Source organism: Maritalea myrionectae, assembly GCF_003433515.1.
GTDB classification, from domain to species: Bacteria; Pseudomonadota; Alphaproteobacteria; order Rhizobiales; family Devosiaceae; genus Maritalea; species Maritalea myrionectae.
Genome location: NZ_CP021330.1, coordinates 1,539,433 through 1,563,046 on the forward strand (window position 1 = coordinate 1,539,433; position 23,614 = coordinate 1,563,046).

Here is a 23,614-nt window from a genome sequence, read left to right on the forward strand (position 1 = left end):
GCTCCCCCTTAAGGTAGGGATTTTATTTTATGGGGCAAGGGGTTGGGCGTAAAGCTTCGTGATTTGATTCACTTGTTTCGCGCCAATGTTTGCGCTAGCATCGGCCATGGTTGGCAGAACACCAAGGCGTCGCTGCTCCGGGTTTGGAGTGCTAAATCTGCTTTAATTCACGCAATGCATTTGGGTTTTATATTCGATGCCGCGTCGTTAAGTCAGCGACCAACGACATTCGATGCGGCAGCTAGGAATGTAAAATGACAAAGCAAGCTATTCCGCTTTATGCAGCGGATATTTCTCAATTTTCTCGCAGTTTAGCCAAGCAATTGAGCCAGGACGAGGCGGTGCCGAGCCATCTTAGCTTGATGAATATGCTGGCGCGTGCGGCGGGGTTTCGCAATTTCCAACATATGCGGGCGGCGCATAAGTCGGGCCAGAAAATGGCCTATGGCGCAGAAACCGCGCAGATTGATCATGCGTTGGTGTCGCGCTGTTTGCAGCATATTGATGCCAACGGGGTGATGCACCGCTGGCCTTCGCGACAGCGGGTGCAGGAGACGTGCATCTGGCTGTTTTGGGCGGCGCTGCCCAAAGGGGAGCATTTGCATGAGCGCGAGGTGAATGCGCTTCTGGATCAGGCACACAGTTTCGGCGATGCAGCGCTGTTGCGGCGGATGATGGTTGGGCTGGGGATGCTGACCCGCAATCGGGATGGATCGGATTATTTGCGGGTGGAGCAGAAGCCGCCTGCGGAGGCGGTGGAGTTGATCCGGCAGGTTAAGGCGCGACGGGTGACTGATGTCTGACGTGACCATTTCGGTCGTCATTCCCGCGAAGGCGGGAATCCAGATGTGACCTTCTATTTGCTTTGTGCGCCTTGGGTTGTTCCTGTCTGGATCCCCGGGTCAAGCCCGAGGATGACGCGGAGTGCTTTGGTGTCTGCGTAAAAGAAAACCTTCTGTGCCGAGCTTTGTCGTGAAATGGATTGCAAGATCAAGTCTTGCAATGACGGTGGGTGAGGTTGGTCTGACGGCGACAGTTCTCACTCGAAGCCTTGGGCTTTGTAGTCTTTCAGCAATTGCTGGTACCAGCTTTTGCTGAATTTGATCAGGTCGAGGCCGTAGCGCATGGTGGCGAGTTGGAAGAAGGCCATTTTTTGGAACTCGGCGGGGACTTTTGAGAGGTCTTGGGCGTGGAGCATGGTTTCCAGCGCGGCGATCCATTGATCGGCTTCGTCGATATAGAGCTGGATGTGCGGGGCGACGTCGCCTTCGATGTGGCCGAAATAGAAGAGGCGCAGCATGCTTTCGTCTTTGGTTTTGAAGACGGCGACGGGCTCGCTGATCCAGTCTTGAAAGGCTTTCGCGCCTTTGGCCGTGCGCGAATAGATTTTGCGCACGCGCTTGCCGTTGGCCTCCTGCCGCACAGTGACCAGATTTTCCCGCTCCAGCTTTTGCAGGGCCGGGTGGATGGAGCCAAACGATGTGTTGTAAAACATCGTGGTGGACCGCTCCATCGTCTTTTTCAGATCGTATAATGTGGCGTCTTGGAAGGCCAACAGGCCAAGAATGATCTTATCTTGAATTGGTTCTAACCCTTCAAATCGTGCTGAACGAGTGTGGTGCCTTCAACTTCGGTCATTTCTCCTTGGTTGCGCAAGGTGGAATTGAAGAACTCAACAAGGGAATGATTTAGGCTGTTACGCATCACTTGATGATCAACTGGCCCCAACATGCCGAAGAATTTCAGGAATGAGATTTCATTCAGGTCGCTGAAATTCATGTGGGCTGCGCCATCAAACACCAGTTCGCAGCCATTGGTGGATTTGGCGATTTGCTGGTTCACCCAAGACATATCTGACTTGATGCCCGCCTGATTGTTGGCATTGCCATAGGCGAAGCAGAACGCGCCGTTGGGGGCGTCTGCGATTGACCAGGTGAAAGCGGGACCGTCTAAACTGTAAGAAGCGCTGACGCGGTCATCTCGCATGTTCATGTGGGTGGCCACCGCGCCGCCGAAGGAGTGGCCAAAATAGCCGATTTTATCGAGGTCTAGGGCGCCTGCGACAGTGGTGGGGACAGTGCCGGATTGCAGGTCGGGAGCCTTGTTGAGCACAAGCTTGTTGTTGTCGATCCAGTCTTGGAACTGGCCGCTGATTTCACCAAAAGCGTCGGTTTCGAGGGCGGCCATGGCGGTGGTCCATTCGTCTATGGTGGCGGCTTCGCGCAGTTGGTCATAGCCTTCGGCCTGGCGGGCCAGCAGGATCTCGGCTTCGCCGGGGGCATAATTGGCAATGTCTTCGGCTTTGAACACCGCTTTGTCGCCTTTGTAGCTGACGAGGCTGTGGCCCGGATGGCTGATGGCGATCACCACATAGCCGTGGCTGGCCAATTCGATCACCTGATGGCTGTTCTGATTGGCGTACATGCCGTGGCCATGGTTGAAAATCAGCACCGGATGAGCGCCTGCGACGGCTTTCGCGCCAATATAGGCGGGCAAGGGGCGATCATCCTGCATGGCCGCTTCCGGCATGCCGAAGCTTTTCGCCATTTGGGCGGCGAGGGTTTTTGGCATGGCTTTGGGCTGCTGGTCGGTCGCTTCCGTCGCGGGGTAGAAAATTTGCACATCTGCCCAGCGGTCGCCTTGCTGCAAATGGGTGCGCTGGTAGCCAACCAAATGTTGGCCGGTTGGGTCTGGCAGGGCGGGTTGCAGTATATTCAGGATTAGAAGGGCGCCGCCCACGATCAAAATGAGGGGGATGGCGATAAACCAAAGCCGTTTCATCGAACTTCTCCAAAGGTAAAACTTAGGTCTATATATATCTAGTAGATATATTTGCAAGAGGGGAACGGGTTTTGTCTTGATCCTCGGAACTTTATTTTGCGCTCGCGCCGCGCAGGCTGGTCCGAGGATGACAGCGGCTGGAGATGGCTGTGAGTGAATGATTTAACTAGGTGCCGTGTGGCTGGTCGCAAATGGATTGCAAGATCAAGTCTTGCAATGACGTGGTGGGTGGGGAGATGTGGGTGCAAACATTTCGGGTGCGGCATGGATTACCGGGTCAAGCCCGGTAATGACGTCGGGAGAACACGGATTGTCCTAACGTCAACTTGGTGTGCCAATGGCGGGGGTGCCGGGGACGGGAGCGGCAGCGACCGGTGGCGGTAGGAAAAGTGGCGGGGGTGCCGGGGACGAGAGCGACAGCGACCGGTGGCGGCTAAAAAAAAGAGCCAAGCAAATGCTTTTAAAACAAATGCTTGGCTCTGGTGTTTCGAGATTTGATTCAGCTTATTTGGTGCCGATTTTATTTAGGTCATATTCGGTGGTTTGATACATTTGGTTGATCCAGTTGCCGAACAGCAAATAGGCGTGGGAGCGCCAGCGGTTTAGGGGCTCTTGGGTGATGTCGTCGTTCGGGAACGTATTGACCGGAGGTGGTGTGTCCAAGCCAGCTTCTTTGTCCCGCAAATATTCTTCCACCAGTGATTTGTGATCATATTCCAGATGGTTCAGCATAAAGAGCTGCCGATATTTCGGGTCGTTGAGGAGGCAAAGACCTACCTCTTTGGAGTTGATCAGCACTTCGAGATCGTTGGGCACGGAGGCGTGGTCGATATCGTTGATGCGGGAGACCGGAATGGCGAAATCGTCTGAAAAGCCCAAAAGGTATGGCGAGGCGTGGGTGGCAGCTTGGTGCCGATAGATGCCGAATGCCTTTTTGGGGCGACGGAAGCGCTGCACATGGTGGAAATGGTGTAGCGCGGCTTGCGCGCCCCAGCACACAAACATGGTGGTGTGCACATTGGTGCGGGTCCAGTTCATAATGTCGACCATTTCGTCCCAATAGCCGACATCTTTAAAATCAAGATGGGCGATGGGGGCGCCGGTGACGATAAAGCCGTCAAACTTGCGGTCCTTCACTTCGTCCCACGTTTGGTAGAACGCTTCCAAATGATCTTGCGCGACATTCTTGGACTGGTGGTTGGAAATGCGCACAAGCGTCAAATCCACCTGCAGTGGGGTGGCGCCGATCAGGCGGGCGAACTGGGTTTCTGTGCGCTCTTTGTTGGGCATCAGATTGAGCAAGCCAATTTGCAGCGGGCGGATGTCCTGGGTGGCGGCGCGGGTCTCGTCCATCACCATAATGCCCTCATTCTCCAATATTTGACGCGCGGGCAAATGATTAGGAATCTTGATGGGCATTGGAGTACTCCGATTAGAGATTATGAGGTTTTTTGGTTTAGGCGGTTATGAGAGATTGTTCAAGCTTTGTTGCGACGCGTGATGGCCTTTGCCATCATGGCGTCGAAATCAGCTGGGTCTCGCATGGTCGCCAAATCAGCGGCTTCAATGACATAGCCGTGCTGATCAGCAATTTGCTGATAAAGGGGCAGGCGGTGGCGCAGGGCAGAGGCAAAGCCCCAAACCATAAAGGCGTCCGGGTCCACATCCTGATCATGGGCAATATTATTCTCGCGCTTGAATTGTTCCCATTTCTGGTCGAGCAATTGTGGCGCGTAATAGATCGGCTTGGGCGCCTTTTTAAAGCGGGCGATCAGCTTTTCTTCATCCTCTTCGGTACCGCGAATATAGAGCAGGGCCGATGAGCTGGTGACGGCTTCCAACACGGGGTCTTGTGGGTCGTCGAGATCGATCACTTCACAGAACGAGCCAGAGCTATCGGCGATGAAATGCTCATAGCCATAGATGCGCTTGGCGCGGTCTATAAAATAGGGCGTGTCGAGCATGGCGGATATTTCAGCCACGCGATGTTGCGCCTGGCGGCGTTTATATTCGTCAAACGGGATGCCGCCTAGCTCCGGATTGCCGGGCTTGCCCAGATAGGTGGAGAGGGGCGAGAGATTATTGAAGGTGATGTTGGAGCCAATATAGATGCTGTCGGTGCGCAGAAGATTGGCCAAAAATGGGTCCTTCATGGCGCATTGTTTGAAATTATCAACAATGTGCTCGCCCATATAGCGGGTGCCGATGCGATAATCGACGGAATAGTGGAACCAGTTCTGATCGCGCAATTTGTTGGCGAAATGGGTTTTGCCCACGCCAGACATGCCAAATGCGGTGATGCATTTGCGGGGCGCGTTCAAAAACTCATCTGGCGAATTGAAAATCATATTGCGGTTCCATTGTTGCTTATCCGGTCTTAGCGGGTTTCGCAGGGGCGCTCAAGTCACTGATGGGATTGGTGGTTCGGCAATTTTGGCGCAACTGGGCAAAAATTGCCTCTGAGATGGCAAAAGATTCCCCTTTTTTGCGCCCATTTATGGTTAGCGGATTATTAACATCAATAAAATCAATGAGTTAAAAACTGGCACCGCTCTTGCATTACTTAGTGTGGATTTCGATGTCCGCATCGACAGTAAGGAGAAACAAATGGGTATCTATGGGGCGCTATCCACTGCAGTCACAGGGCTTCAAGCTCAGTCATTCGCGTTGGAGCATATCTCTGGCAATATCGCCAACTCGCAAACAACGGCCTATAAACGGATTGAAACTGACTTTGTTGATTTGATCCCAGATGCACCGGTTAGCCGCCAGGTTGCTGGGGCGGTGATGGCTCAGTCGCGTGCAACCAATGATTTGCAGGGTGATGTGACCACTGCGGGTCGGAACACATATATGGCGATCAATGGCGATGGTTTTTTTGTTGTGGAACAAAAGATCGGCACCAATGATGGTAATGCAGTGTTCGGCGGAACAGATTTTTATACACGGCGCGGCGATTTTGACGTGGATAAAGAGGGTTATTTGGTCAATGGGTCGAATGCCTTTCTAAAGGGCCTTCCGATTGATAGCGTGACCGGCAACGTGGCCGGCTCTGTACCCGAAGTGATCCAGCTCGATAACGCCTTTTTGCCTGCGCAGCGGACTGCAGTATTCAATTATCAATTGAACCTGCCGCAATTACCGAAAAATGCCGGCTATGACCCGATAAACCCCAACTCCGAGCTATTGGATACGGCGGACTATACGGATGATCCGACCACGGGTGGTGGCGGCTTTGTGACCGCGAACGAAAGCGACAAATTCCTGTCTGACTCGATTGCAGGCGGGGCGATCACGGTTTATGCGGAAAACGGTGCGCCAGCCAATGTACAGTTGCGCTGGGCCAAGACGGATTCCTATGCCAATGGTGGCTCAGACACTTGGAACTTGTTCTACCAGTCCGACGCGGATGCGACGGGCACTGACCCGCAATGGCAGAATGTTGGAACAGATTATGTGTTTGGCACCAACGGGTCTTTGTCCCCCACCATCGCCTCGGTGAGCTTGACCGGCCTTACAATTGACGGGATCAACATTGGTGACGTGACGTTGCAGCATGGCAGTAACGGGGTCACTCAATTTGCTGATCCGAACGGTACGACCGAAGTGACCAAGCTGTCGCAGAACGGTTATCCTGCTGGTGAATTCGTATCAGTGGAAGTGAACCGGGAAGGCCGGATTGTGGCCAACTATTCCAACGGTAAAAAGGTGGAACTGGCGCAGGTTGTGACCGCCAACTTCAACGCGGTCAATGAGCTAAAGCGCTATGATGGCGGGCTTTATTCGGCGACTTCAGAGTCAGGCACTCCGATCTTGGATATTGATGGGAACGTGACTGGCGCGGCGCTGGAGCAGTCGAACACCGATATTTCGGAAGAATTCACCAAATTAATTGTGACGCAGCAAGCCTATTCGGCCGGGACACGGATTGTGACCAGCTCGGATGAGATGCTGCAAGAAGCATTGAACATGGTGAGATAATGAGTTGGGGCGGCTTAACCGCCGCCCTTTTTAATTGATGCGCTAAAGGGTGACCTATGGGCCTTTCTGTAACATTGAGTAATGCTTTATCGGGGATGGATGTAAACCAGCGTAGCCTGGACATCGTTTCGCGAAACGTTGCCAATTCGGGAACGCCTGGCTATCACCGACAAAGCGTTACGCTGATTGATAATTATCGCGGCACCAGCTCCAGCGTGCGGGTGGCGCAAATTCAGCGCGCTTATGTACAATCGTTGGAATCACAAACGCAGCGCGAAACCAGCCTTATGGGTGCGCTGGATGTGCGCACAGAATTCTTAGGGCGGCTTGAGCTGCTATTGGGTAAGCCCGGCGACATCAACTCGCTGGATACCCAACTTGCGAACTTCAAAGGGGCGTTGCAGCAAATGGCAACGAGCCCCGAAGACTTTGTGGCGCGTGCCGATGTGGTGGATCGTGCTCAGAGCATGGCGGAATCGCTGAACTTTTTGTCGCGGTCTGTGCAAGGCATGCGGCAAGAGACGGAAAGCCAGATCTTCACCCATGTGTCGGACCTGAACCAGAATTTGGAGCTGTTGTCCAAGATCAACCAAGAGTTGATGGACACTACAAAGGTTGATGACACCCGCCTGAGCATTATGGATGATCGTGACCGCCTGCTGGCACAGGTGAGCGAGCTGATCGACATCAATGTGCAATATAACGACAATGGCACCATCAATGTGATGACCAAGACCGGCGTCGGATTGCTCGATGGGGAAAAACACTCCACCTTCAAGTTCGAAAATGCGGGCAGCTTGTCGCCGACATCCCTTTATGATGTCGACCCAGCCACAAGCGGCGTTGGCAGCTTGAAAGTGGTGACGCCAGCCAATCTTGAAATTGATGTGGTGGCCCATGACCTGCTGACATCAGGGCGGATTTCGTCACTTCTTGATCTGCGTGATAACCGGTTGGTGACCGCTCAAGATCAGTTGGATGAAATTGCCGCTGGGTTGGCGCAAGCCATGTCGACCATTGATACCGACGGCACAGCCGTGTCGGCGGGCGGGGAAGATGGTTTTGAAGCTGATTTGGGCAATATGCTGCCCGGCAACAGCTTTACGGTGAAATATGAAGTTGGCGGCGCGCAACAAACCGTGCGCGTGGTACGCGTTGATGATGCGTCCAAACTGCCGATGGACAGCACTGATGAAAATGGGGTGCGCACCATTGGCTTGGATTTTTCCGGCGGCATTGGGGCCGTTGCGACTGACTTGAATGCGGCTTTGGGCGCTGCGGTCACCGTGTCTAATCCTGCGGGTGATGTTTTGCGCATCATGGATGATGGCGTGGCTGATACGTCCGACATTCATTCGATGGTGGTGCAAACCACAGCGACCGGCACACAGGATGGCGGCCTTGGCATGTCACTGTTTGTTGATACCTCTGGCGCGTTCACCAACTCGTTGGATGGTGTGTCGCAAAAGCGCGGCTTTGCCCTGCGCATGATGGTGAACCAGGAGGTGGTGGCCGACAATAGCCTTTTGGTGCAGCATTCAACCTCACCATTAACGCCAATTGGGGATTCAGATCGACCCAACTATTTGGTCGATCGATTGAATTCGATGACTTTTCGGGCCGAGAGTGCCGCGCAAGGGCAGGGGGCATTTCGCCTCAATGGTAGCGTTGAGGAAATTGTGCGGCAAACGCTCAATTATCAAGGCAATGACATTGCCACCACAAAGCAAGCGCATGAGCATCAAGGCAAGCTGATCCAAACGTTGGAAATGCGAGCGGAAGACGCCTATGGCGTGGACATCGACAAAGAGATGGGCAAATTGCTGCAACTCCAAAACGCCTATGCCGCCAATGCGCGGGTAATGTCGATCGCGCAAGAACTGCTTGATCGCCTCATGCAGGCGTTTTAGGCGTGAGCGAGGGAGACGATAGATGATTGTAAATAACTCACTGTTTCCTGCGAAGTTTAGCTATCGCGCGATCTCGGATATGCGCAATGAGCTGGACAAGCTGAACCAACAATTGGCCACTGGTGAACGGGCGCAAACCCTTTCAGAACTTGGGGCTGATCGGGTGGTTGATATGACCTTGCGCGCCCGCACGAGTGCCCTGGAAACCTATCAACACAATTTGGACAATGTAGATATTCGCTTGAACTATTTGGATGATGTGATCAGCCGTATCGACCAAATTGAGAATGAAACACGTTCTTCAGCCCAACAGGGATCGTTTGAAATCAACGGCGTGAACATGACGGCGGCGCAATATCTTGCGGAAAACCGGATGAAAGAAGTCATCGACTTGTTGAACTCGGATCTGAATGGGCGTCACCTTTTGGCGGGCAACGCAACGGAAGAAGACCCCGTTGCCAGTTTTGACGAATTGATGAATGGCGCCGACGGCAAGGATGGTTTTCGTACCATTGTTTCGCAGCGCAATGAAGCGGATTTGGGCGCGTCAGGGCTGGGCCGATTGACCAATGGCGTGGCCGGCACGACTGTCACGATCGCTGAGGATGGCACCCATCCATTTGGATTTAAGCTAGATAGCCTTTCCTCGGACGGAAGCTCAACGACTTTGACTGGCCCCGCAGGTGCGCCGCCCAGTGCGACTATAGAGTTTACCAGCCAACCCGCCGACAATGAGCGCATTATGATCGGCCTGGATTTGCCGGATGGCACCACTTTTACGCTTGAACTGAAAGCCGTGGCCGGCACACCGCAAAGTCCCGATGAATTTCAGATTGGCGGCTCGATTGCGGATACGGCAGCGAACATGCAAGCCTCGCTCAATGAGCGCTTGGGGCATTTTGCGCAAACCAAATTGACCGCAGCATCGTCATATGCCGCGGCGGATAGTTTTTTCAATTCCAATGGTGAAGCGTCCATGCGGGTGGATGGCCCACCCTATGATAGCGCCACCGCATTGGTTGCCGCGACGGATGCCGACACGGTAATCTGGTATAAGGGCGAAAGCTCCACCAACCCTCGCTTGACGTCGCAAGCGCGCGTTGATGAAAGCACGCGGGTAAACTACGGCGTGCAAGCCAATGAGAGTGGTTTTGCCGAGTTGATGCGCTCGCTTGCCGTGTTTGCCGCGGACGGCTACTCACCATCTGACCCCAAAGCAAGTGAACGCTATGAGGCGATGAATGGCGTTGTGCGGGAGCGGTTGGCAGAAACCAATAATGGTGTGGCTGGTTCAATTGAAGTTGTTCAAATGGAATTGGGCCTGGCCAAAACGTCGGCCTCGCGCATTTCTGAACGCCACGGCCAGCAAAAAGCGGCACTTGAGACGATGCTCGCCGATATTGAGGGGATCTCGATGGAAGAGGTCGCCATGCAAATCTTGCAGCTTAAAACGCGAATGGAAGCAAGCTATCAAACAGCTTCAATCGTCAACCGTCTATCGATGGTCAACTATATGAGCTAGCACGCTAATCTGGGATGTTGCGGCATTGTGACCGCAATATCAATTCGGATTTGGGGCCGCCTATCTGACGATGTGGCGGCGCACAAACCAACAATAATGAATAATCAAGTCTGACTACAGAGCTGGGTGAGCGCCTTTTGGTGCTTCTTCATCCTGATTTTGCTGCGTGCGCAAGCCAGCGGCCAGCTCTTTGTTGATGTTGATCAGCACATCCAGGCGGCGTGCCTCAGGATTGGCCAAGGTCGAGATCGTGTGATTCATGACGAAAATGCCCAGATTGGCGACATTTTGCTTGATCAAAGTCGGCAGTGGATTCTCGTCGCTTGTGACAGATGTCATAAACACGGTCCACAATTTGCGATTGTAGGTCAGTGCGCCATCAAGTTCTGGCTTCTTATTGTCCCAATCATCGCGAATGCGCTGCAATTGAGCTGCCGACTTGGAGAGCAATGATGCCTCCAGTTCGCGTGGACTAGCTGTTTTCTTGGCTGTTTGTTGGTACGCCAAAGCCGCCTGTTGTTGCATCGCCGATCAGCTCCCGTTCGTATTCGATCAGTTTTTTGGCTTTCTTCAGAGCTTTATAAAGCGAACCAGTTAATATCTCATTATTAATTTCATCAACAATTGGAGTCGTTGACGGAGCCGCTTTTACTAAGTCATTGACAAGGCTGAAATATTCTTCCTGCACTTTATCAACATCATCATCGAGATACATTAATTGTACGGCGAAATAGACTCTTTTGGCCGGAGAGGACGCATCCTCAACGCGCATAATGTCCTTTTCCCGCAGAATCGGTGATCTGCCGGAGACATAAAGGCGTGTGCGTTGATCGGAATTGGTGATCACGCAATCACCCACAATGAGCCGTTCCTTTGGCTTTAGTTCAACTTTTAGGGCCATGTCGTCCTCATGAATTTACGCCGAACTCGTCCGAACCGATCTTACTGGAAGAGTCTTAAGACGTTCTGATCTGCTTGTGATGCCATGGAAAGGGCGGTGGATGACAATTGCTGCCGTGTTTGCAAAGCCAAAAGGTTTGCCCCTTCTTCATTGGTATCTGCCAAGGTCAGCATATCCGCCCCATTCGCCAATGTCGAAATCATTTGTTTGGTGAAATTGGTGCGGTTTTCGACCACGGTGAGGTTGGTGCCGAATGTTGACGCCTGATCACGCAGCAAATTCAGTGATTCCGTAATGTCATTGAGAACGGCATTCACTGAGGTTTCTGTGTCGAACGACCCGGCGACATAGCCTGTGCCGGTGACGGTGGTCATATCACTTGTGGCGTTGGTGTCGTCTAAGGTGAAATTGCCAGCCGCTGTCGTGATCGTCACGGTTGTGCCATCGGAGGAGGCGGAAACATCTGGAATGGCGTCCAGCGCGTTGATGATATCAGCGGCGGTGGTGGTCGCGCCATATTCGATTGTGTAGGTGTCGGAGCCAATCGTAAGGGTCAATTCATCCCCAGCTTCACGGCCAGCGATAAGGTTGGCTTCAGTTACAGTTCCCGTGGATGACGTGCCTGTGATGACATCATTGAGGCCCAAGAAGGTAGATGTATCTGTAAGATCAATGGCTTCGATGATGAGCTTTGAGGTGCTGTCTTCATTAAAAACAACGGCCAGATCGTTACCGGTACCCGCCAACAGGTTTTTACCATTATAGCCAGCATCGCGCGCCAAATCTTCGATTTGTTTCAACAAACTATTGTATTCGTTCGCAAAAACGCGGCGATCTTCGATCTTATTTGTCTGGTTGGCCTGGTTCGCCTTGGCTTTCGCAGCTTCCACCAAGTTCACCACATTGGTGATGCCTGTATCGGCCGCCTTAAGCGTTTGCACGCCTTGGCCCATAGAATCGAGCAGGCTTGCCAAATCGTTGGCCCGGCTGTTCAACCCTTGCGATGTAAAGAATGAGTTGGGATTATCAAGCGCCGAGTTGACCTTCAGGCCAGTGGCCAGTCGGTTTTGTGTCCGCGCCATCATGTCTGCTGTGCTCTGCAATGACAAAAGGTTTTGCCGTACAGATTGCGAGAGGGTTACATCTTTCATCGCGAACCATCCTTCCTGGAGTTGTTAATAGAGTATTGCCACGATTCTTCGTGACAATGAATTGTTAACCTTACTGAAAGGTTAACGCATATTAACAGAATGGTTCAAATTGGGTCAGTGGCGTTGATTTTCCACATATTAGGCGGAAAAAAGTGCCTAGTGAGTTGAAGCAAAAAAAAGACGCCGAATAGAATCGACGTCTTTCTTGAAGAAATAGCTCTATGAGCCATAGTTTTGTGTTGTGGCTTAACCGAAAAGCCGCAGCACCGCTTGATCCGCCTGCGAGGCGAAAGAGAGTGAGGTGGATGCCAATTGTTGCCGTGTTTGCAACGCCAGCAAGTTCGCACCTTCTTCGTTTGTATCTGCAAGGGTCAGCTTGCCCGCACCTTCTTCCAAAGTGTTGATCAAACGCTTTGTGAAGTTCTGACGGTTTTCAACCACGGTGAGGTTGGTGCCGAATGTGGATGCTTGTGAGCGCAGGGTGCCCAGGGCATCGTTGAGCGTGTCGAGCGACGTGCTGATTGAGGCATCGGTATCGAAAGAGCCTGCAACATAGTCAGTACTTACAGCAGCTGCACCGAAGTCTGCAGTTGCATCAGTGTCGTCGATTGAAACTTGTCCGTTCTCAGACACGATCTCAATGTTGGTGCCGTTTACCGTCGCTGTGATGCCGTCAAGGGCGTTCAATTCGCCGGCAATTCTGTCGATATCATCGTCAGAAAAGTCAACTGTGCCGATTGATGATCCACCAACTTGCACGTCCAGCGTATCACCCGCTTCGTCACCAGCAGTAAGCTGGGCTTGCGAAATGGTTGTTGTGCCGCTTGTGCCGATGGTTAAGTCAGCCAGCCCCAAGGCGCCGGAGCTGTCGGTATAATCAACAGCGTCAATTGTAACTGATGATGTGCCGTCTTCGTTGAAGATTACAGAAAGATCATTGCCCGTGCCCGCAAGAAGGTTCTTGCCTTTGTAGCCAGCATCTTTGGCGAGATCTTCGATTTGTGTCAGAAGGTCATTATACTCTTGGGCGAAGCGGCGACGGTCTACAATTTTGTTGGATTGCAGGGCCTGGTTGGCTTTACCTTTGGCGGCTTCCACGAGCTTGGTAATGGCCTGAATGCCATCATCGGCCGCTTTCAACGTTTGAACACCTTGACCCATATCGTCGAGTAGGCTGCTCAAGTCAGAAGCGCGGTTGTTCAGCGCAGACGCTGTAAAGAATGAGTTGGGGTTGTCGAGAGCCGAGTTGACCTTGAGCCCGGTGGCCAAACGATTTTGCGTTTTGGACATCAAGTCGGCTGTGCCTTGCAGTGATAAGAGGTTTTGCCGCACTGCCGCGGACAAATGGATCATTGTCAAAGTTCTATTCCTTCATGGTTTCTAGGCCCGATTCTGGGGCACTTATGATCATGAATGAGGATGGTTAATCGAAGTTTAATGCGCGTTGCAAAATGCGGAATTTGTTGCAAAATGCGAAAATAAATAAAACGCAATAAAAAAGGCGAACCGAAGTTCGCCTTGAAAAAAGTAATATTTTATAATGTGTTAGAAGAGTCGGAGGACGTTTTGATCTGCTTGTGAGGCGAAGGAGAGGGAGGTCGACGAAAGCTGTTGCCGCGTTTGCAACGCCAGCAAGTTCGCACCTTCTTCGTTTGTATCTGCAAGGGTCAGCTTGCCCGCACCTTCTTCTAAGGTGTTGATTAATGACTTTGTGAAGTTCTGGCGATTCTCAACAACTGTCAGGTTTGTGCCGAATGTCGATGCTTGTGACCGCAATGTGTTCAGAGCGGTGTTGAGTTTATCCAGTTCGGCGTTGATGGCCTCATCGGTCTCAAAACCACCAACAACACTCTCAACAAAATTTGATGAAGTCGTCGTAGCGAGATCATTAGTTGAATCGGCGTCATCAATTGAAACGTTGCCTTCAGTATATGTAACTGTCAGCGATCCGGTCAACGGACCGGGGACAAATGTTGCTGACAGACCGGGAACGCCCGCAGCGTTAATTTCATCGGCGATCTGGTTGGAGTAGGTGAGGGTTCCGTCACCAGGATCTCCGGCTGCGATAAGAGTCGTGCCGTCTCCATCTTCGATAATAAATGTATCCCCGGCGTCACCATTAAAGCCGTCATACAAATCCTGATCGCTGATGGTAAATGACCCTGGCGTGCCGGCGATTGCCGTTGCTAGAGAACTCAAACCCAATGAAGCGGAGGTATCAGTGTAGTCTACCGCGCTAACGCCAAGTTTGCTGGTACCATCTTCGTTAAAGATAACGTCAAGGTCATTGCCTGTACCTGCAAGAAGGTTCTTGCCGCTATAGCCTGCGTCCTTGGCTAGTTGCTCAATTTGCCCCAATAACTCATTATATTCTGCGGCAAATTTTGAGCGATCAGCTGTGCTTGACGATTGTAAGGCTTGATTGGCTTTGCCTTTTGCTGCCTCCACCAGTTTAGTGATGGACTTAATGCCTTCATCCGCCGCTTTTAGTGTTTGAATGGATTGTCCCATATCATCCAAAAGCCCGCCAAGATCATTAGATCTATTATTGAGAGCTGATGCTGTGAAGAAAGAACTGGGATTGTCCAGCGCAGAGTTCACCTTCAAGCCAGTGGCGAGGCGATTTTGCGTTTTGGACATCATGTCTGCGGTGGATTGAAGTGACAGGAGATTCTGCCGGACCGCGGAGGATAGCTGTATGCTCATAAACTAACTTCTGGTTTAAACTGGTGCCTATCCTAGGCACCTAATCCTTAGCAAGTTAAGGGTTAATCAGATGTTAATAAGTTTGATAAGAATCTGAAAATAATCAAAAAAATGGGCGGTGCATGATCCGCACACCGCCCATTGCGATAAAGTACGCAATACTAAATTCTTTATCCTTAGAACAAACGCAACACGTTCTGATCCGCCTGAGAGGCGAATGAAAGCGAAGTAGAGGAGAGCTGTTGACGTGTTTGCAACGCCAGCAAGTTCGCACCTTCTTCGTTGGTATCTGCCAAAGTCAGTTTGCCTGCACCTTCTTCCAAAGTGTTGATCAAACGAGTTGTAAAGTTTTGACGGTTTTCAACAACTGTCAGGTTTGTACCGAAGGTTGAGGCCTGAGACCGCAATGTGCTCAAAGCATCGGTGATGTTGGCAAGGGAAGCGTTGATGCTTGCATCTGTATCGAAGCCGCCTGCAACATAGTCAGTACTTGCAGCAGCTGCACCGAAGTCTGCAGTTGCATCAGTGTCGTCGATTGAAACTTGTCCGTTCTCAGACACGATCTCAATGTTGGTGCCGTTTACCGTCGCTGTGATGCCGTCAAGGGCGTTCAATTCGCCGGCAATTCTGTCGATATCATCGTCAGAAAAGTCAACTGTGCCGATTGATGATCCACCAACTTGCACGTCCAGCGTGTCACCCGCTTCGTCACCAGCAGTAAGCTGGGCTTGCGAAATGGTTGTTGTACCGCTGACACCGATGGTTTGGTCAGAGAGGCCAAGCGTGCCGGTGGTGTCGGTATAATCAACCGCAGAGATGTCCAACTTGGATGTGCCATCTTCATTAAACAGAACTGACAAATCGTTGCCTGTACCAGCCAACAGGTTTTTACCTGAGTAGCCTGCATCTTTTGCCAAATCTTCGATTTGAGTCAAAAGTTCGTTATATTCGCCAGCGAACTTGTTACGGTCAGCTTTAGAAGAAGACTGCAGTGCCTGGTTTGCTTTACCTTTAGCAGCTTCAACCAACTTGGTGATCGACTGGATACCTTCGTCAGCGGCTTTTAAGGTTTGAACAGATTGACCCATATCGTCCAAGAGGTTGGTGAGATCACCAGCACGGTTGTTCAATGAGGAGGCAGTGAAGAAAGAACCGGGATTATCAAGGGCTGAGTTGACCTTGAGGCCAGTGGCCAAGCGGTTCTGTGTTTTTGACATGAGATCAGCTGTGTTTTGCAACGACAGTAGGTTCTGCCGCACGGCTGATGAGAGTTGAATTTGACTCATTTTACTTCCTTTTCTAGGTACTCGAGTTCCTTCCTGGAACAACTAGAAAATGAATGAATATGCCTAATGAAGAATTAATGCCAGAATCAGAATATAAAAAAAGGCGGACCGGAGCCCGCCTTCAAAATAGTCTTGTCGTTTCGGCTTACAGCAAACGCAATACGTTTTGGTCTGCCTGAGAAGCGAATGACAATGAAGTTGATGCCAGTGTCTGACGTGTTTGCAACGCCAGCAAGTTCGCACCTTCTTCGTTGGTATCTGCCAAAGTCAGCTTGCCAGAACCTTCTTGCAATGTGTTGATCATTGACTTGGTAAAATCTTGACGGTTTTCAACAACTGTCAGGTTTGTACCGAAGGTTGAAGCCTGTGACCGCAAAGAACTCAAGGCATCTGTGATGGTTGACAGCGTCGCGTTGATGCTTGCGTCTGTATCGAAGCCGCCTGCAACATAGTCAGTACTTGCAGCAGCTGCACCGAAGTCTGCAGTTGCATCAGTGTCGTCGATTGAAACTTGTCCGTTCTCAGACACGACCTCAATGTTGGTGCCGTTTACCGTCGCTGTGATGCCGTCAAGGGCGTTCAATTCGCCGGCAATTCTGTCGATATCATCGTCAGAAAAGTCAACTGTGCCGATTGATGATCCACCAACTTGCACGTCCAGCGTATCACCCGCTTCGTCACCAGCAGTAAGCTGGGCTTGCGAAATGGTTGTTGTGCCGCTGACACCGATGGTTTGGTCAGCAAGGCCCAACGAGCCTGATGTGTCTGTGTAATCAACCGCAGAGATGTCCAACTTAGATGTGCCATCTTCGTTAAATACCACTGACAAATCGTTGCCTGTACCAGCCAACAGGTTTTTACCTGAGTAGCCGCTATCTTTGGCAAGTGTTTCGATTTGGTTGAGAAGTTCGTTATATTCGCCAGCGAACTTGTTGCGGTCAGCTTTAGAAGAAGACTGCAGTGCTTGGTTTGCTTTCGCCTTAGCCGCTTCTGCGAGCTTGGTGATAGACTGAATACCTTCGTCGGCAGCTTTAAGAGTTTGAACAGCCTGGCCTTGGTCATCCAACAAAGATGAAAGGTCAGAAGCGCGTGAGTTCAATGATTGGGCTGTGAAGAAAGAACCTGGGTTGTCCAACGCAGAGTTCACTTTCAAACCTGTTGAAAGACGGTTCTGCGTTTTGCTGAGAAGATCAGCAGTGCCTTGAAGGGCGGTGAGGTTCTGACGTACGGCAGCTGATAGTTGAATAGCCATGATACTAAATACTCCATTCTGGCTTACAAACGGGCCTTCCTGGCCCGCGTTTTGATAGAAAAGTTTAAGTCAATTCTTTGACCGCCACTTCCCGCGATATCCCCCATAAACCACTGATCAAGTGAACTAAACCTTAATCAGAAGGCACGAGGAATTCTTATGGTAAACCGCCGTTTAACTGGCATGGTTAACAGCGGTTTTACAAATACTTAGCCCTTAATTGTCTCGAGCTGACGCAACAGGTCTGGAGAGGGAACCCAGCGACGATTGATCATCCTTGGAAAATCAATATGTCCTGGCTCGCCTTCATCCGCATTGGCTGCAAGAGAGGCTTCAAACAATAAACTTGCTGGTGCTGCCGGTCCCACTAGTTTGGGGATGTCTGGCAGCCCGTCGTCGGCAACTGGATTAACGCTTTGAGGATTTGCAGGTGGCGCTGCTTGTGCGCTGCCTACCTGTGCCTTTGAACTGGCCGCATCCTGCGGTTTGTAATCCTGTTGAGGGCGGGCTGTCCCATTAAGGGCGGCGCCGCCTTGGAAACCGGCGGCAGATTCTATTCTGACGGTCACGGCTCTTCTCCATGAATTTAACTGGCATTTCTTGCCTCAGACCATCATGGAGAAGAGAGTTTTCAGATAAGTAATTTGTGGAGGGGTTATTTAATTTAAATTCGAATTAACTTGTCTTGTTGATCGAAACACCTTGCAAACTCTGTGCCTTTGGTCCGGTGGAGCCGTTTATACCATAGGTTTTGGGCTTTTGTGCTTGTCCCAACTGTGCCGCCACGTCACCCACGATTTCCTCGGAGAGAGATTTGGCTGTGGCCAGCACCCGCATATTCTCAGCCATCTGGGTGGCCAGGGCTGATTGATGCTTTTGCAGGGCCATCAAAAGATGGGGTGCAGTTTCTTGCAGTGTTTTCGCATTGTGCTGGATCGCACGCGCGAGCCCGACATATTTTTGCGCCAACTCTGCCTTTGGTGCCGCAAGCTCGCTGGCCTCCAACAAACGACCTGCGCGCAGCAGCGTGGTTTCATTGTTCATGACGTTCACGAGTTTGGTGAGCGTTTCAGTTGCCTCTGCGCAAACTTCTTCTGGCTCGCCAGGCAAGGGCACTGGTGGTTTTTTGGCCAGTGTTTGCGCTCTTAATTGATGTGAGTTCATTGTTGATACGCTCCTGATACAAAGGCAGGGTTAGGCTGCGCGGTCGAGCGCGGCGTGTTGATGGATTGTTGTGATAAGATGAGATCGCGCAAAATGTCGTCTGCAAGGCCAAGGCCGCCATTGTTCGCAATGTTCTTGGCATATTCCTCGCCCAACATGCCGCGCCAGGTTTCTTCTGCGTAGCCGCCGCCAAATTCGCTTTCGGTTTCGGTTGACTTGACCATCTCGCTCATCAATGTGTTCAGAAAAACGCCTTCAAGCTCGGTTGCTTTTTCCTTCAATGCCGCAAATTGCGTATTGGTCATGTTGTAGGGTTTTTCGACGGGGTAATAGGTGTTTGCAGTGGCCATTAGATCACCTCAATTTCAGCTTGGAGCGCGCCAGCAGCTTTGATGGCTTGGAGGATCGAGATGAGGTCGCGTGGTGAAATGCCCAGCGCGTTCAACCCATCGACAAGTTCCTGCAAGGTTACGCTTTCATTCAAGGTCGCCAGTTGGCTGTCGACCTGATCAACTTGAATTTCGGTGCGCGGCACCACAACGGTTTGGCCGTTGGCAAGTGAATTGGGCTGATCAACTTGCGGGTCTTCAGTGATGGTGACGGTTAGATTTGACTGTGCAATCGCGACAGTTGAGACGCGCACTTCGCGCCCCATCACCACAATGCCGGAGTTTTCGTCGATGACAATTTTCGCTGGCAGGTCCGGGGTGATGACCAGCTGTTCGATGTCAGTGATCAGATCCACAATGTTGCCGTTAAAGCCGCGGGGCAGGGTCAGGTTTACGGTTGCATTGTCTAGCGGAACGGCCGTTGGCATGCCAATCAAATTGTTGATGGCCAGCGCAATGCGGCGGGCGGTGGTAAAATCTGGATTGCGCAGGGCCAAGCGCACCGCGCGGCGCGCACCCAAATCAAAATCGACTTCGCGTTCAATCAGCGCACCATCTGAAATGCGGCCCGTGGTGGGGACGCCGGAAACGATGGTAGCGCCGTCACCTTCTGTTTGAAAGCCGTTAATGGCGATTGGCCCTTGTGCGATGGCATAGACTTCACCGTCCGCACCCATCAAGGGGGTAACCAGCAAGGTGCCGCCTTGCAGGCTTTTGGAATCGCCGAGGGCCGAAACGGAAACATCAAGGCGAGAGCCTTGGGTTGAGAAGGCAGGCAGGTTTGCTGTGACCATGACAGCAGCGACGTTTGCGGTTCGCATATTGGTGCCGCGCGTATTCACGCCCATGCGCTCCAGCATTGCGACAAGGCTTTGGCGTGTGAACGGAGCGTTGTTCAGGCCATCGCCTGTGCCGTTGAGACCAACAACCAGGCCGTATCCAACCAATTGGTTTTCGCGCACGCCTTCAATGTTGACGATATCTTTAATGCGAGCAGCCTGCGCCGGCAGGCTCAGCAGCAGAATGGCCACTGCCATCCCGGTCCATTTTATCGCTGTTGCAAAAACTGCTTTCATCATCTTCCCCATTTTGTTTTGTCCGCTCCAATTCCCCAATCGGGTGCGGGACACCATTATAAATGCGAAATCTGTGCCAACTGCGGTGCTTTCCGGCTAAATTAATGATTTAATTGAATAAAATTGAACTGATGCGCGTGGTGCTTTCGTTTTTGACTGGAAAATGATAGCTTTTGTAGGTAAATCATGCCTATTAGATGCAATAAATGCAGCTTAGTGGGTAGAAAGTGCCCAGTTGGATTTTTTGAGGCCTAAATGCGCATAACGGACACCAACAGAACCAACCGAACTGCTCCGAAAAAAGCCGCCAAAGGCAATTCGGAAGGGCAGAAGTTTTCGGTGGGCGGTGACAATAAGGCTGAGCAGGTTCGACATCGGGCCTCGGTTGAAGATGTGGGCAGCGTTGATGCCCTGTTGGCGCTTCAAAGCGTTGATGACCCTTTGTTGGCCAAAAAGAAGAGCGTTAAGCGCGGTCATCAGCTTCTTGATGGACTTGAGCGCTTGAAAACGGATCTTTTGGTCGGCAGGGTCAGCGAGGATCGGCTGGCCAATATGCTCAAAATGCTCAAGAATGCGCCAGACGCAAAAGATCCTGAACTTCAGGCGGTCATCGAAGATATCGAATTGCGGGTTCAGGTCGAATTGGCCAAACTTGGCCGTCTGTAATCCATTGGGCCGCCAAATTTGTGGATAACTCTCCGTCATTTTACCGTCATTATAATTGACTAGAGCGCTATGCAAATCGCGACTTGCCGCGATGGCCATTGGTGATTATATATGGCCCACATTAGTTGAGGGAGTGAGACTCAATGTCTATGGACTTGGAACGCGAGATCGCTGCACCTGAGTTGGATGCGCAGGAATTTGACAACTATCGTCCGAGTGAGGATGAAGAGTTCATGAATCCAAAGCAGCTGGCCTATTTCCGCCGTAAGCTGCTGGCATGGAAAAACGATATTTTGCGTGAAAGCAAGGAAACATTAGATGCCTTGCAAGAAGAGAGCCAAAATCACCCGGATATTGCAGACCGGGCATCGTCGGAAAGTGACCGCGCCCTTGAGTTGCGGACACGCGACCGTCAGCGCAAACTGATTTCGAAAATTGATGCAGCGTTGAAGCGTGTTGACGATGGGTCTTATGGCTATTGTGAAGAAACTGGCGAACCAATTGGTTTGGCCCGGTTGGATGCACGCCCGATTGCAACCCTTTCCCTGGAAGCGCAAGAAAAGCACGAGCGCCGCGAAAAGGTTTATCGCGACGATTAAGCCTAAAGTTTTTAATCGCTTGATTTGACTTATAGATATAACTTAGGACAAACTATTCTTGTGTCTTAGCGGCAGGCACGAATTGGTGCAGTTGAATTGTACCTTGGCGTGGTTATTCAAGGGTGTAACGCTATGACAGCACAGGCTGGGCGGATAATAGAAAAGGGGCAGGCCAAGATTGTAGGGCAGCCAGCTTCGACGATCTCGCCTGATGACTGGCCAATTTCGCAGCCCTATGATGTGGTATTTTATCGCTCCCGCGGCCCAAAATCGCGCGTCAATGTTACCTTTCAACACGCCTTTGATTTAGACGCCTTCAAGTCATCCCGCAAGTTTACCCATTGTGCCTTGGTTGGCTCTGAACTCACAGCCATCGAGGCTTATCCGCGCGCCGTAAAGGGGTATTATACCGACATGCTGCACCCAGGTGGGGTGCGTTTTGTGCCGGTGATTGACCTTTGCTATGACAGCAAAAATCGTTATGCCGATTTTATGGTTTTGCGCAGCCCGGATTTGCGGTCACCGGATACTTTTTTTGGTGCCGAAAGCATGATGAGCGCATGGCGCTATATCGAATCAAAATATAGCCTGCGCCGATTTTTGGGGTTTGGCCGGGGCCCAAAGGACAATCAAAATGCCAAGCAAATCAAAGAATGGTTGTCCTGTTCTGACCTGGTTTTGAAGGTTTTGGCCGATTCCGAACGTTTCGGCATGAAATTTCGTGAGCGGACGACACCGTCGGGCCTGGTGGCACAGCTTAAAATGCGCGGCTGGCAAGATGTTACAGCCGATTATGCACCTGAACGTTTCGAGATTAAGTCGCGGCAATACATGCAGCGCTTTGGCCTTTCCGGTGCCAATCGGGCTGGTGTTGATATTTTTGCGCTGAAAATGGCGTGGAACTTGGGCACGTTTGGCCAATCGATCCAGCGCCAGCAATATATGGTTGAAGAATATATCAACCGTCGCCTTTCCAATATTTGGCACCATGATGATGATGCCAAAAGCTTTTTAGAGCGCTTTACGGCGGATCACGCCATGGGGGTTCTCAAGCAAATTCGCTCTTTGCGGGCGGATGATTTTGGCGACCATATCGACCCGCTTTTGGCGGAGCTTTCGCAAAAGCGTCACTTCCTAAAATAGAGCGGCCACCAGTCGCGCATCATTGTTGCTGGGCGCAGCCCAAAGCAGGATGTGACGATCTGCCTGTTGCTGCCGGAATGCAGCAGACAGATATTCCCAGCATTTTCTGTTCTTAATATCTTGGACAGCCCCATTGTGCGCCGCTTGAAGCCCCAACCATTTCCCTTCAAATGATTTAGATCGGAACACATGGCGATGCTCGTGCGTTTTACAGAGTGAAGGATGTGATTGTCCCGGTGGGCCACGTTGTGGGTCTCATGGGGCATTTTGGTTGCATCTCATAACTTTTGGAGGCAGATATGACAGAGAAAGATCAATATATTCAAAAGGCTAAGGCTAGAATTGATCAATGGGACGCTGAAATCAAAAAGATGAAGGCGCAAGTTGAAGAGGCTGAGGCCGACAAAAAGATTGAATATCAAAAGGAGCTTGATGAGATGCGTGCAAAGCGCGATGAAGCTCAAGCTAAACTTGATGAGTTGCGCGATGCCGGCGACGATGCCTGGCAGGATATGAAAGGCGGATTCGAGCAAGCATGGACCAATATTTCAAGTGCATTTGAGCGCGCGAAATCTCGCTTTAAATAAGCCCAATGAAGTGGCTTCACGTGACCCGAAAGATTGAACGGCAGAGCGCCTATTATTTCGGGTCAGGTAAGATCAAAGAACCATCTTCACTCAGTGGCCAGTTTGGGTTCATGGCAAGTTCCCAGATATGGCCATCTGGGTCGGCAATATAGCCCGAATAACCACCCCAGAATGCTTTTTCAGGCTTCTTTATCGTTGTCGCTCCTGCGGCAATTGCCCTTTCAAACGACGCGTCCACTTCACCTTCGCTATCAAAATTTTGCGCCAAGGTTATCGCGCCTGTGCCAATTGCTGTCACGGGGCGCTTTTGGTCATCGGCCAGAGCGTTGATTTCATAGAGCGCCAAGGCAAATCCGTTCATTTGAAAAAAGCATATATCGTCCAGGCTGCGTGCATGTGGGGACCAGCCGAGATCCCGGTAAAATTGGATCGATCGCGCCAAATTCGCAACGCCCAATGTGATCAGGGAAACGCGCTGATTGGGGGCAGGGTTGGACATT

The 23,614-nt window shown here is 51.4% G+C and carries 24 protein-coding genes; 8 read left to right on the forward strand and 16 right to left on the reverse strand.

The features are described from left to right. Positions 1–254 precede the first annotated feature (254 nt). Positions 255–803, forward strand: coding sequence for a DUF2087 domain-containing protein (locus tag MXMO3_RS07545; protein WP_117395465.1), 549 nt, complete (start codon positions 255–257; stop codon positions 801–803). 236 nt (positions 804–1,039) lie between these two features. On the opposite strand, the gene MXMO3_RS07550 is transcribed toward MXMO3_RS07545, so the two are convergent. The 4 genes from MXMO3_RS07550 to MXMO3_RS07565 all read right to left on the reverse strand — a co-directional run bounded on the left by MXMO3_RS07550 (position 1,040) and on the right by MXMO3_RS07565 (position 5,129). Beyond that, positions 1,040–1,555 (reverse strand): PadR family transcriptional regulator, encoded by a 516-nt coding sequence (locus MXMO3_RS07550; RefSeq protein WP_162889176.1) that lies wholly within the window; start codon positions 1,553–1,555, stop codon positions 1,040–1,042. Between the two features lie 32 nt (positions 1,556–1,587). Then, on the reverse strand, positions 1,588–2,781 hold the full coding sequence (locus tag MXMO3_RS07555) for an alpha/beta hydrolase (protein WP_117395467.1): 1,194 nt from the start codon (positions 2,779–2,781) through the stop codon (positions 1,588–1,590). A gap of 504 nt (positions 2,782–3,285) precedes the next feature. Continuing rightward, entirely contained in the window at positions 3,286–4,200 is a 915-nt protein-coding gene (locus MXMO3_RS07560) for a homoserine O-succinyltransferase (RefSeq protein WP_027834364.1), read from the reverse strand. Positions 4,201–4,259: 59 nt separating this feature from the next. Further along, positions 4,260–5,129, reverse strand: a complete 870-nt coding sequence (locus tag MXMO3_RS07565) for an ATPase (RefSeq protein WP_027834363.1) — start codon at positions 5,127–5,129, stop codon at positions 4,260–4,262. 259 nt (positions 5,130–5,388) lie between these two features. On the opposite strand from MXMO3_RS07565, the gene MXMO3_RS07570 reads away from it, so the two are divergent. From MXMO3_RS07570 to MXMO3_RS07580, 3 genes are read left to right on the forward strand one after another with little or no spacing between them, the layout of a single operon-like run. Beyond that, positions 5,389–6,762, forward strand: coding sequence for a flagellar hook protein FlgE (locus MXMO3_RS07570; RefSeq protein WP_117395468.1), 1,374 nt, complete (start codon positions 5,389–5,391; stop codon positions 6,760–6,762). Positions 6,763–6,818: 56 nt separating this feature from the next. Further along, complete coding sequence (flgK, locus tag MXMO3_RS07575; protein ID WP_117395469.1) at positions 6,819–8,672, forward strand: flagellar hook-associated protein FlgK; 1,854 nt, start codon at positions 6,819–6,821, stop codon at positions 8,670–8,672. Between the two features lie 22 nt (positions 8,673–8,694). Further along, positions 8,695–10,194: a flagellin N-terminal helical domain-containing protein gene (locus MXMO3_RS07580; protein WP_027834360.1), complete on the forward strand. Its 1,500-nt coding sequence runs from the start codon at positions 8,695–8,697 to the stop codon at positions 10,192–10,194. 114 nt (positions 10,195–10,308) lie between these two features. On the opposite strand, the gene flaF is transcribed toward MXMO3_RS07580, so the two are convergent. The 11 genes from flaF to MXMO3_RS07635 all read right to left on the reverse strand — a co-directional run bounded on the left by flaF (position 10,309) and on the right by MXMO3_RS07635 (position 20,119). Continuing rightward, entirely contained in the window at positions 10,309–10,719 is a 411-nt protein-coding gene (gene flaF, locus MXMO3_RS07585; protein WP_051213507.1) for a flagellar biosynthesis regulator FlaF, read from the reverse strand. Next, positions 10,667–11,095, reverse strand: a complete 429-nt coding sequence (gene flbT / locus MXMO3_RS07590; RefSeq protein WP_027834359.1) for a flagellar biosynthesis repressor FlbT — start codon at positions 11,093–11,095, stop codon at positions 10,667–10,669. The genes flaF and flbT overlap by 53 nt, the downstream gene beginning before the upstream one ends. A 41-nt stretch (positions 11,096–11,136) precedes the next feature. Further along, positions 11,137–12,246 (reverse strand): flagellin, encoded by a 1,110-nt coding sequence (locus MXMO3_RS07595; RefSeq protein WP_117395470.1) that lies wholly within the window; start codon positions 12,244–12,246, stop codon positions 11,137–11,139. A 246-nt stretch (positions 12,247–12,492) separates the two neighbouring features. After that, positions 12,493–13,599 carry a flagellin gene (locus MXMO3_RS07600; protein ID WP_117395471.1) on the reverse strand — a complete coding sequence of 369 codons (1,107 nt, stop codon included), beginning with the start codon at positions 13,597–13,599 and terminating at the stop codon, positions 12,493–12,495. A 192-nt stretch (positions 13,600–13,791) separates the two neighbouring features. After that, positions 13,792–14,952 carry a flagellin N-terminal helical domain-containing protein gene (locus tag MXMO3_RS07605; RefSeq protein ID WP_117395472.1) on the reverse strand — a complete coding sequence of 387 codons (1,161 nt, stop codon included), beginning with the start codon at positions 14,950–14,952 and terminating at the stop codon, positions 13,792–13,794. A 176-nt stretch (positions 14,953–15,128) separates the two neighbouring features. After that, positions 15,129–16,238, reverse strand: a complete 1,110-nt coding sequence (locus MXMO3_RS07610; RefSeq protein WP_117395473.1) for a flagellin — start codon at positions 16,236–16,238, stop codon at positions 15,129–15,131. Positions 16,239–16,383: 145 nt separating this feature from the next. Beyond that, positions 16,384–17,490: a flagellin gene (locus tag MXMO3_RS07615; protein ID WP_205468100.1), complete on the reverse strand. Its 1,107-nt coding sequence runs from the start codon at positions 17,488–17,490 to the stop codon at positions 16,384–16,386. A gap of 209 nt (positions 17,491–17,699) precedes the next feature. Further along, positions 17,700–18,059 (reverse strand): hypothetical protein, encoded by a 360-nt coding sequence (locus MXMO3_RS07620; protein ID WP_027834353.1) that lies wholly within the window; start codon positions 18,057–18,059, stop codon positions 17,700–17,702. Positions 18,060–18,165: 106 nt separating this feature from the next. Further along, positions 18,166–18,654, reverse strand: a complete 489-nt coding sequence (locus MXMO3_RS07625) for a hypothetical protein (protein ID WP_117395475.1) — start codon at positions 18,652–18,654, stop codon at positions 18,166–18,168. Then, positions 18,651–19,004, reverse strand: coding sequence for a rod-binding protein (locus tag MXMO3_RS07630; RefSeq protein ID WP_051213506.1), 354 nt, complete (start codon positions 19,002–19,004; stop codon positions 18,651–18,653). Before MXMO3_RS07630 ends, MXMO3_RS07625 begins: the two co-directional genes overlap by 4 nt. Beyond that, complete coding sequence (locus MXMO3_RS07635) at positions 19,004–20,119, reverse strand: flagellar basal body P-ring protein FlgI (RefSeq protein ID WP_084634045.1); 1,116 nt, start codon at positions 20,117–20,119, stop codon at positions 19,004–19,006. Before MXMO3_RS07635 ends, MXMO3_RS07630 begins: the two co-directional genes overlap by 1 nt. A gap of 255 nt (positions 20,120–20,374) precedes the next feature. On the opposite strand from MXMO3_RS07635, the gene MXMO3_RS07640 reads away from it, so the two are divergent. The 4 genes from MXMO3_RS07640 (at position 20,375) to MXMO3_RS07655 (ending at position 23,114) form a co-directional block, all read left to right on the forward strand. Next, a complete protein-coding gene (locus tag MXMO3_RS07640) occupies positions 20,375–20,785 on the forward strand; it encodes a flagellar assembly protein FliX (RefSeq protein ID WP_117395476.1) in 411 nt (136 codons plus the stop codon). A gap of 149 nt (positions 20,786–20,934) precedes the next feature. After that, complete coding sequence (dksA, locus tag MXMO3_RS07645; RefSeq protein WP_051213505.1) at positions 20,935–21,384, forward strand: RNA polymerase-binding protein DksA; 450 nt, start codon at positions 20,935–20,937, stop codon at positions 21,382–21,384. 132 nt (positions 21,385–21,516) lie between these two features. Further along, positions 21,517–22,527: a hypothetical protein gene (locus MXMO3_RS07650; protein ID WP_027834348.1), complete on the forward strand. Its 1,011-nt coding sequence runs from the start codon at positions 21,517–21,519 to the stop codon at positions 22,525–22,527. Between the two features lie 299 nt (positions 22,528–22,826). Next, positions 22,827–23,114: a sll1863 family stress response protein gene (locus tag MXMO3_RS07655; protein ID WP_027834347.1), complete on the forward strand. Its 288-nt coding sequence runs from the start codon at positions 22,827–22,829 to the stop codon at positions 23,112–23,114. A 52-nt stretch (positions 23,115–23,166) separates the two neighbouring features. Here the strand turns inward: MXMO3_RS07655 and MXMO3_RS07660 are convergent, their stop codons facing one another. After that, a complete protein-coding gene (locus MXMO3_RS07660) occupies positions 23,167–23,613 on the reverse strand; it encodes a VOC family protein (protein ID WP_117395477.1) in 447 nt (148 codons plus the stop codon). Position 23,614 lies beyond the last annotated feature (1 nt).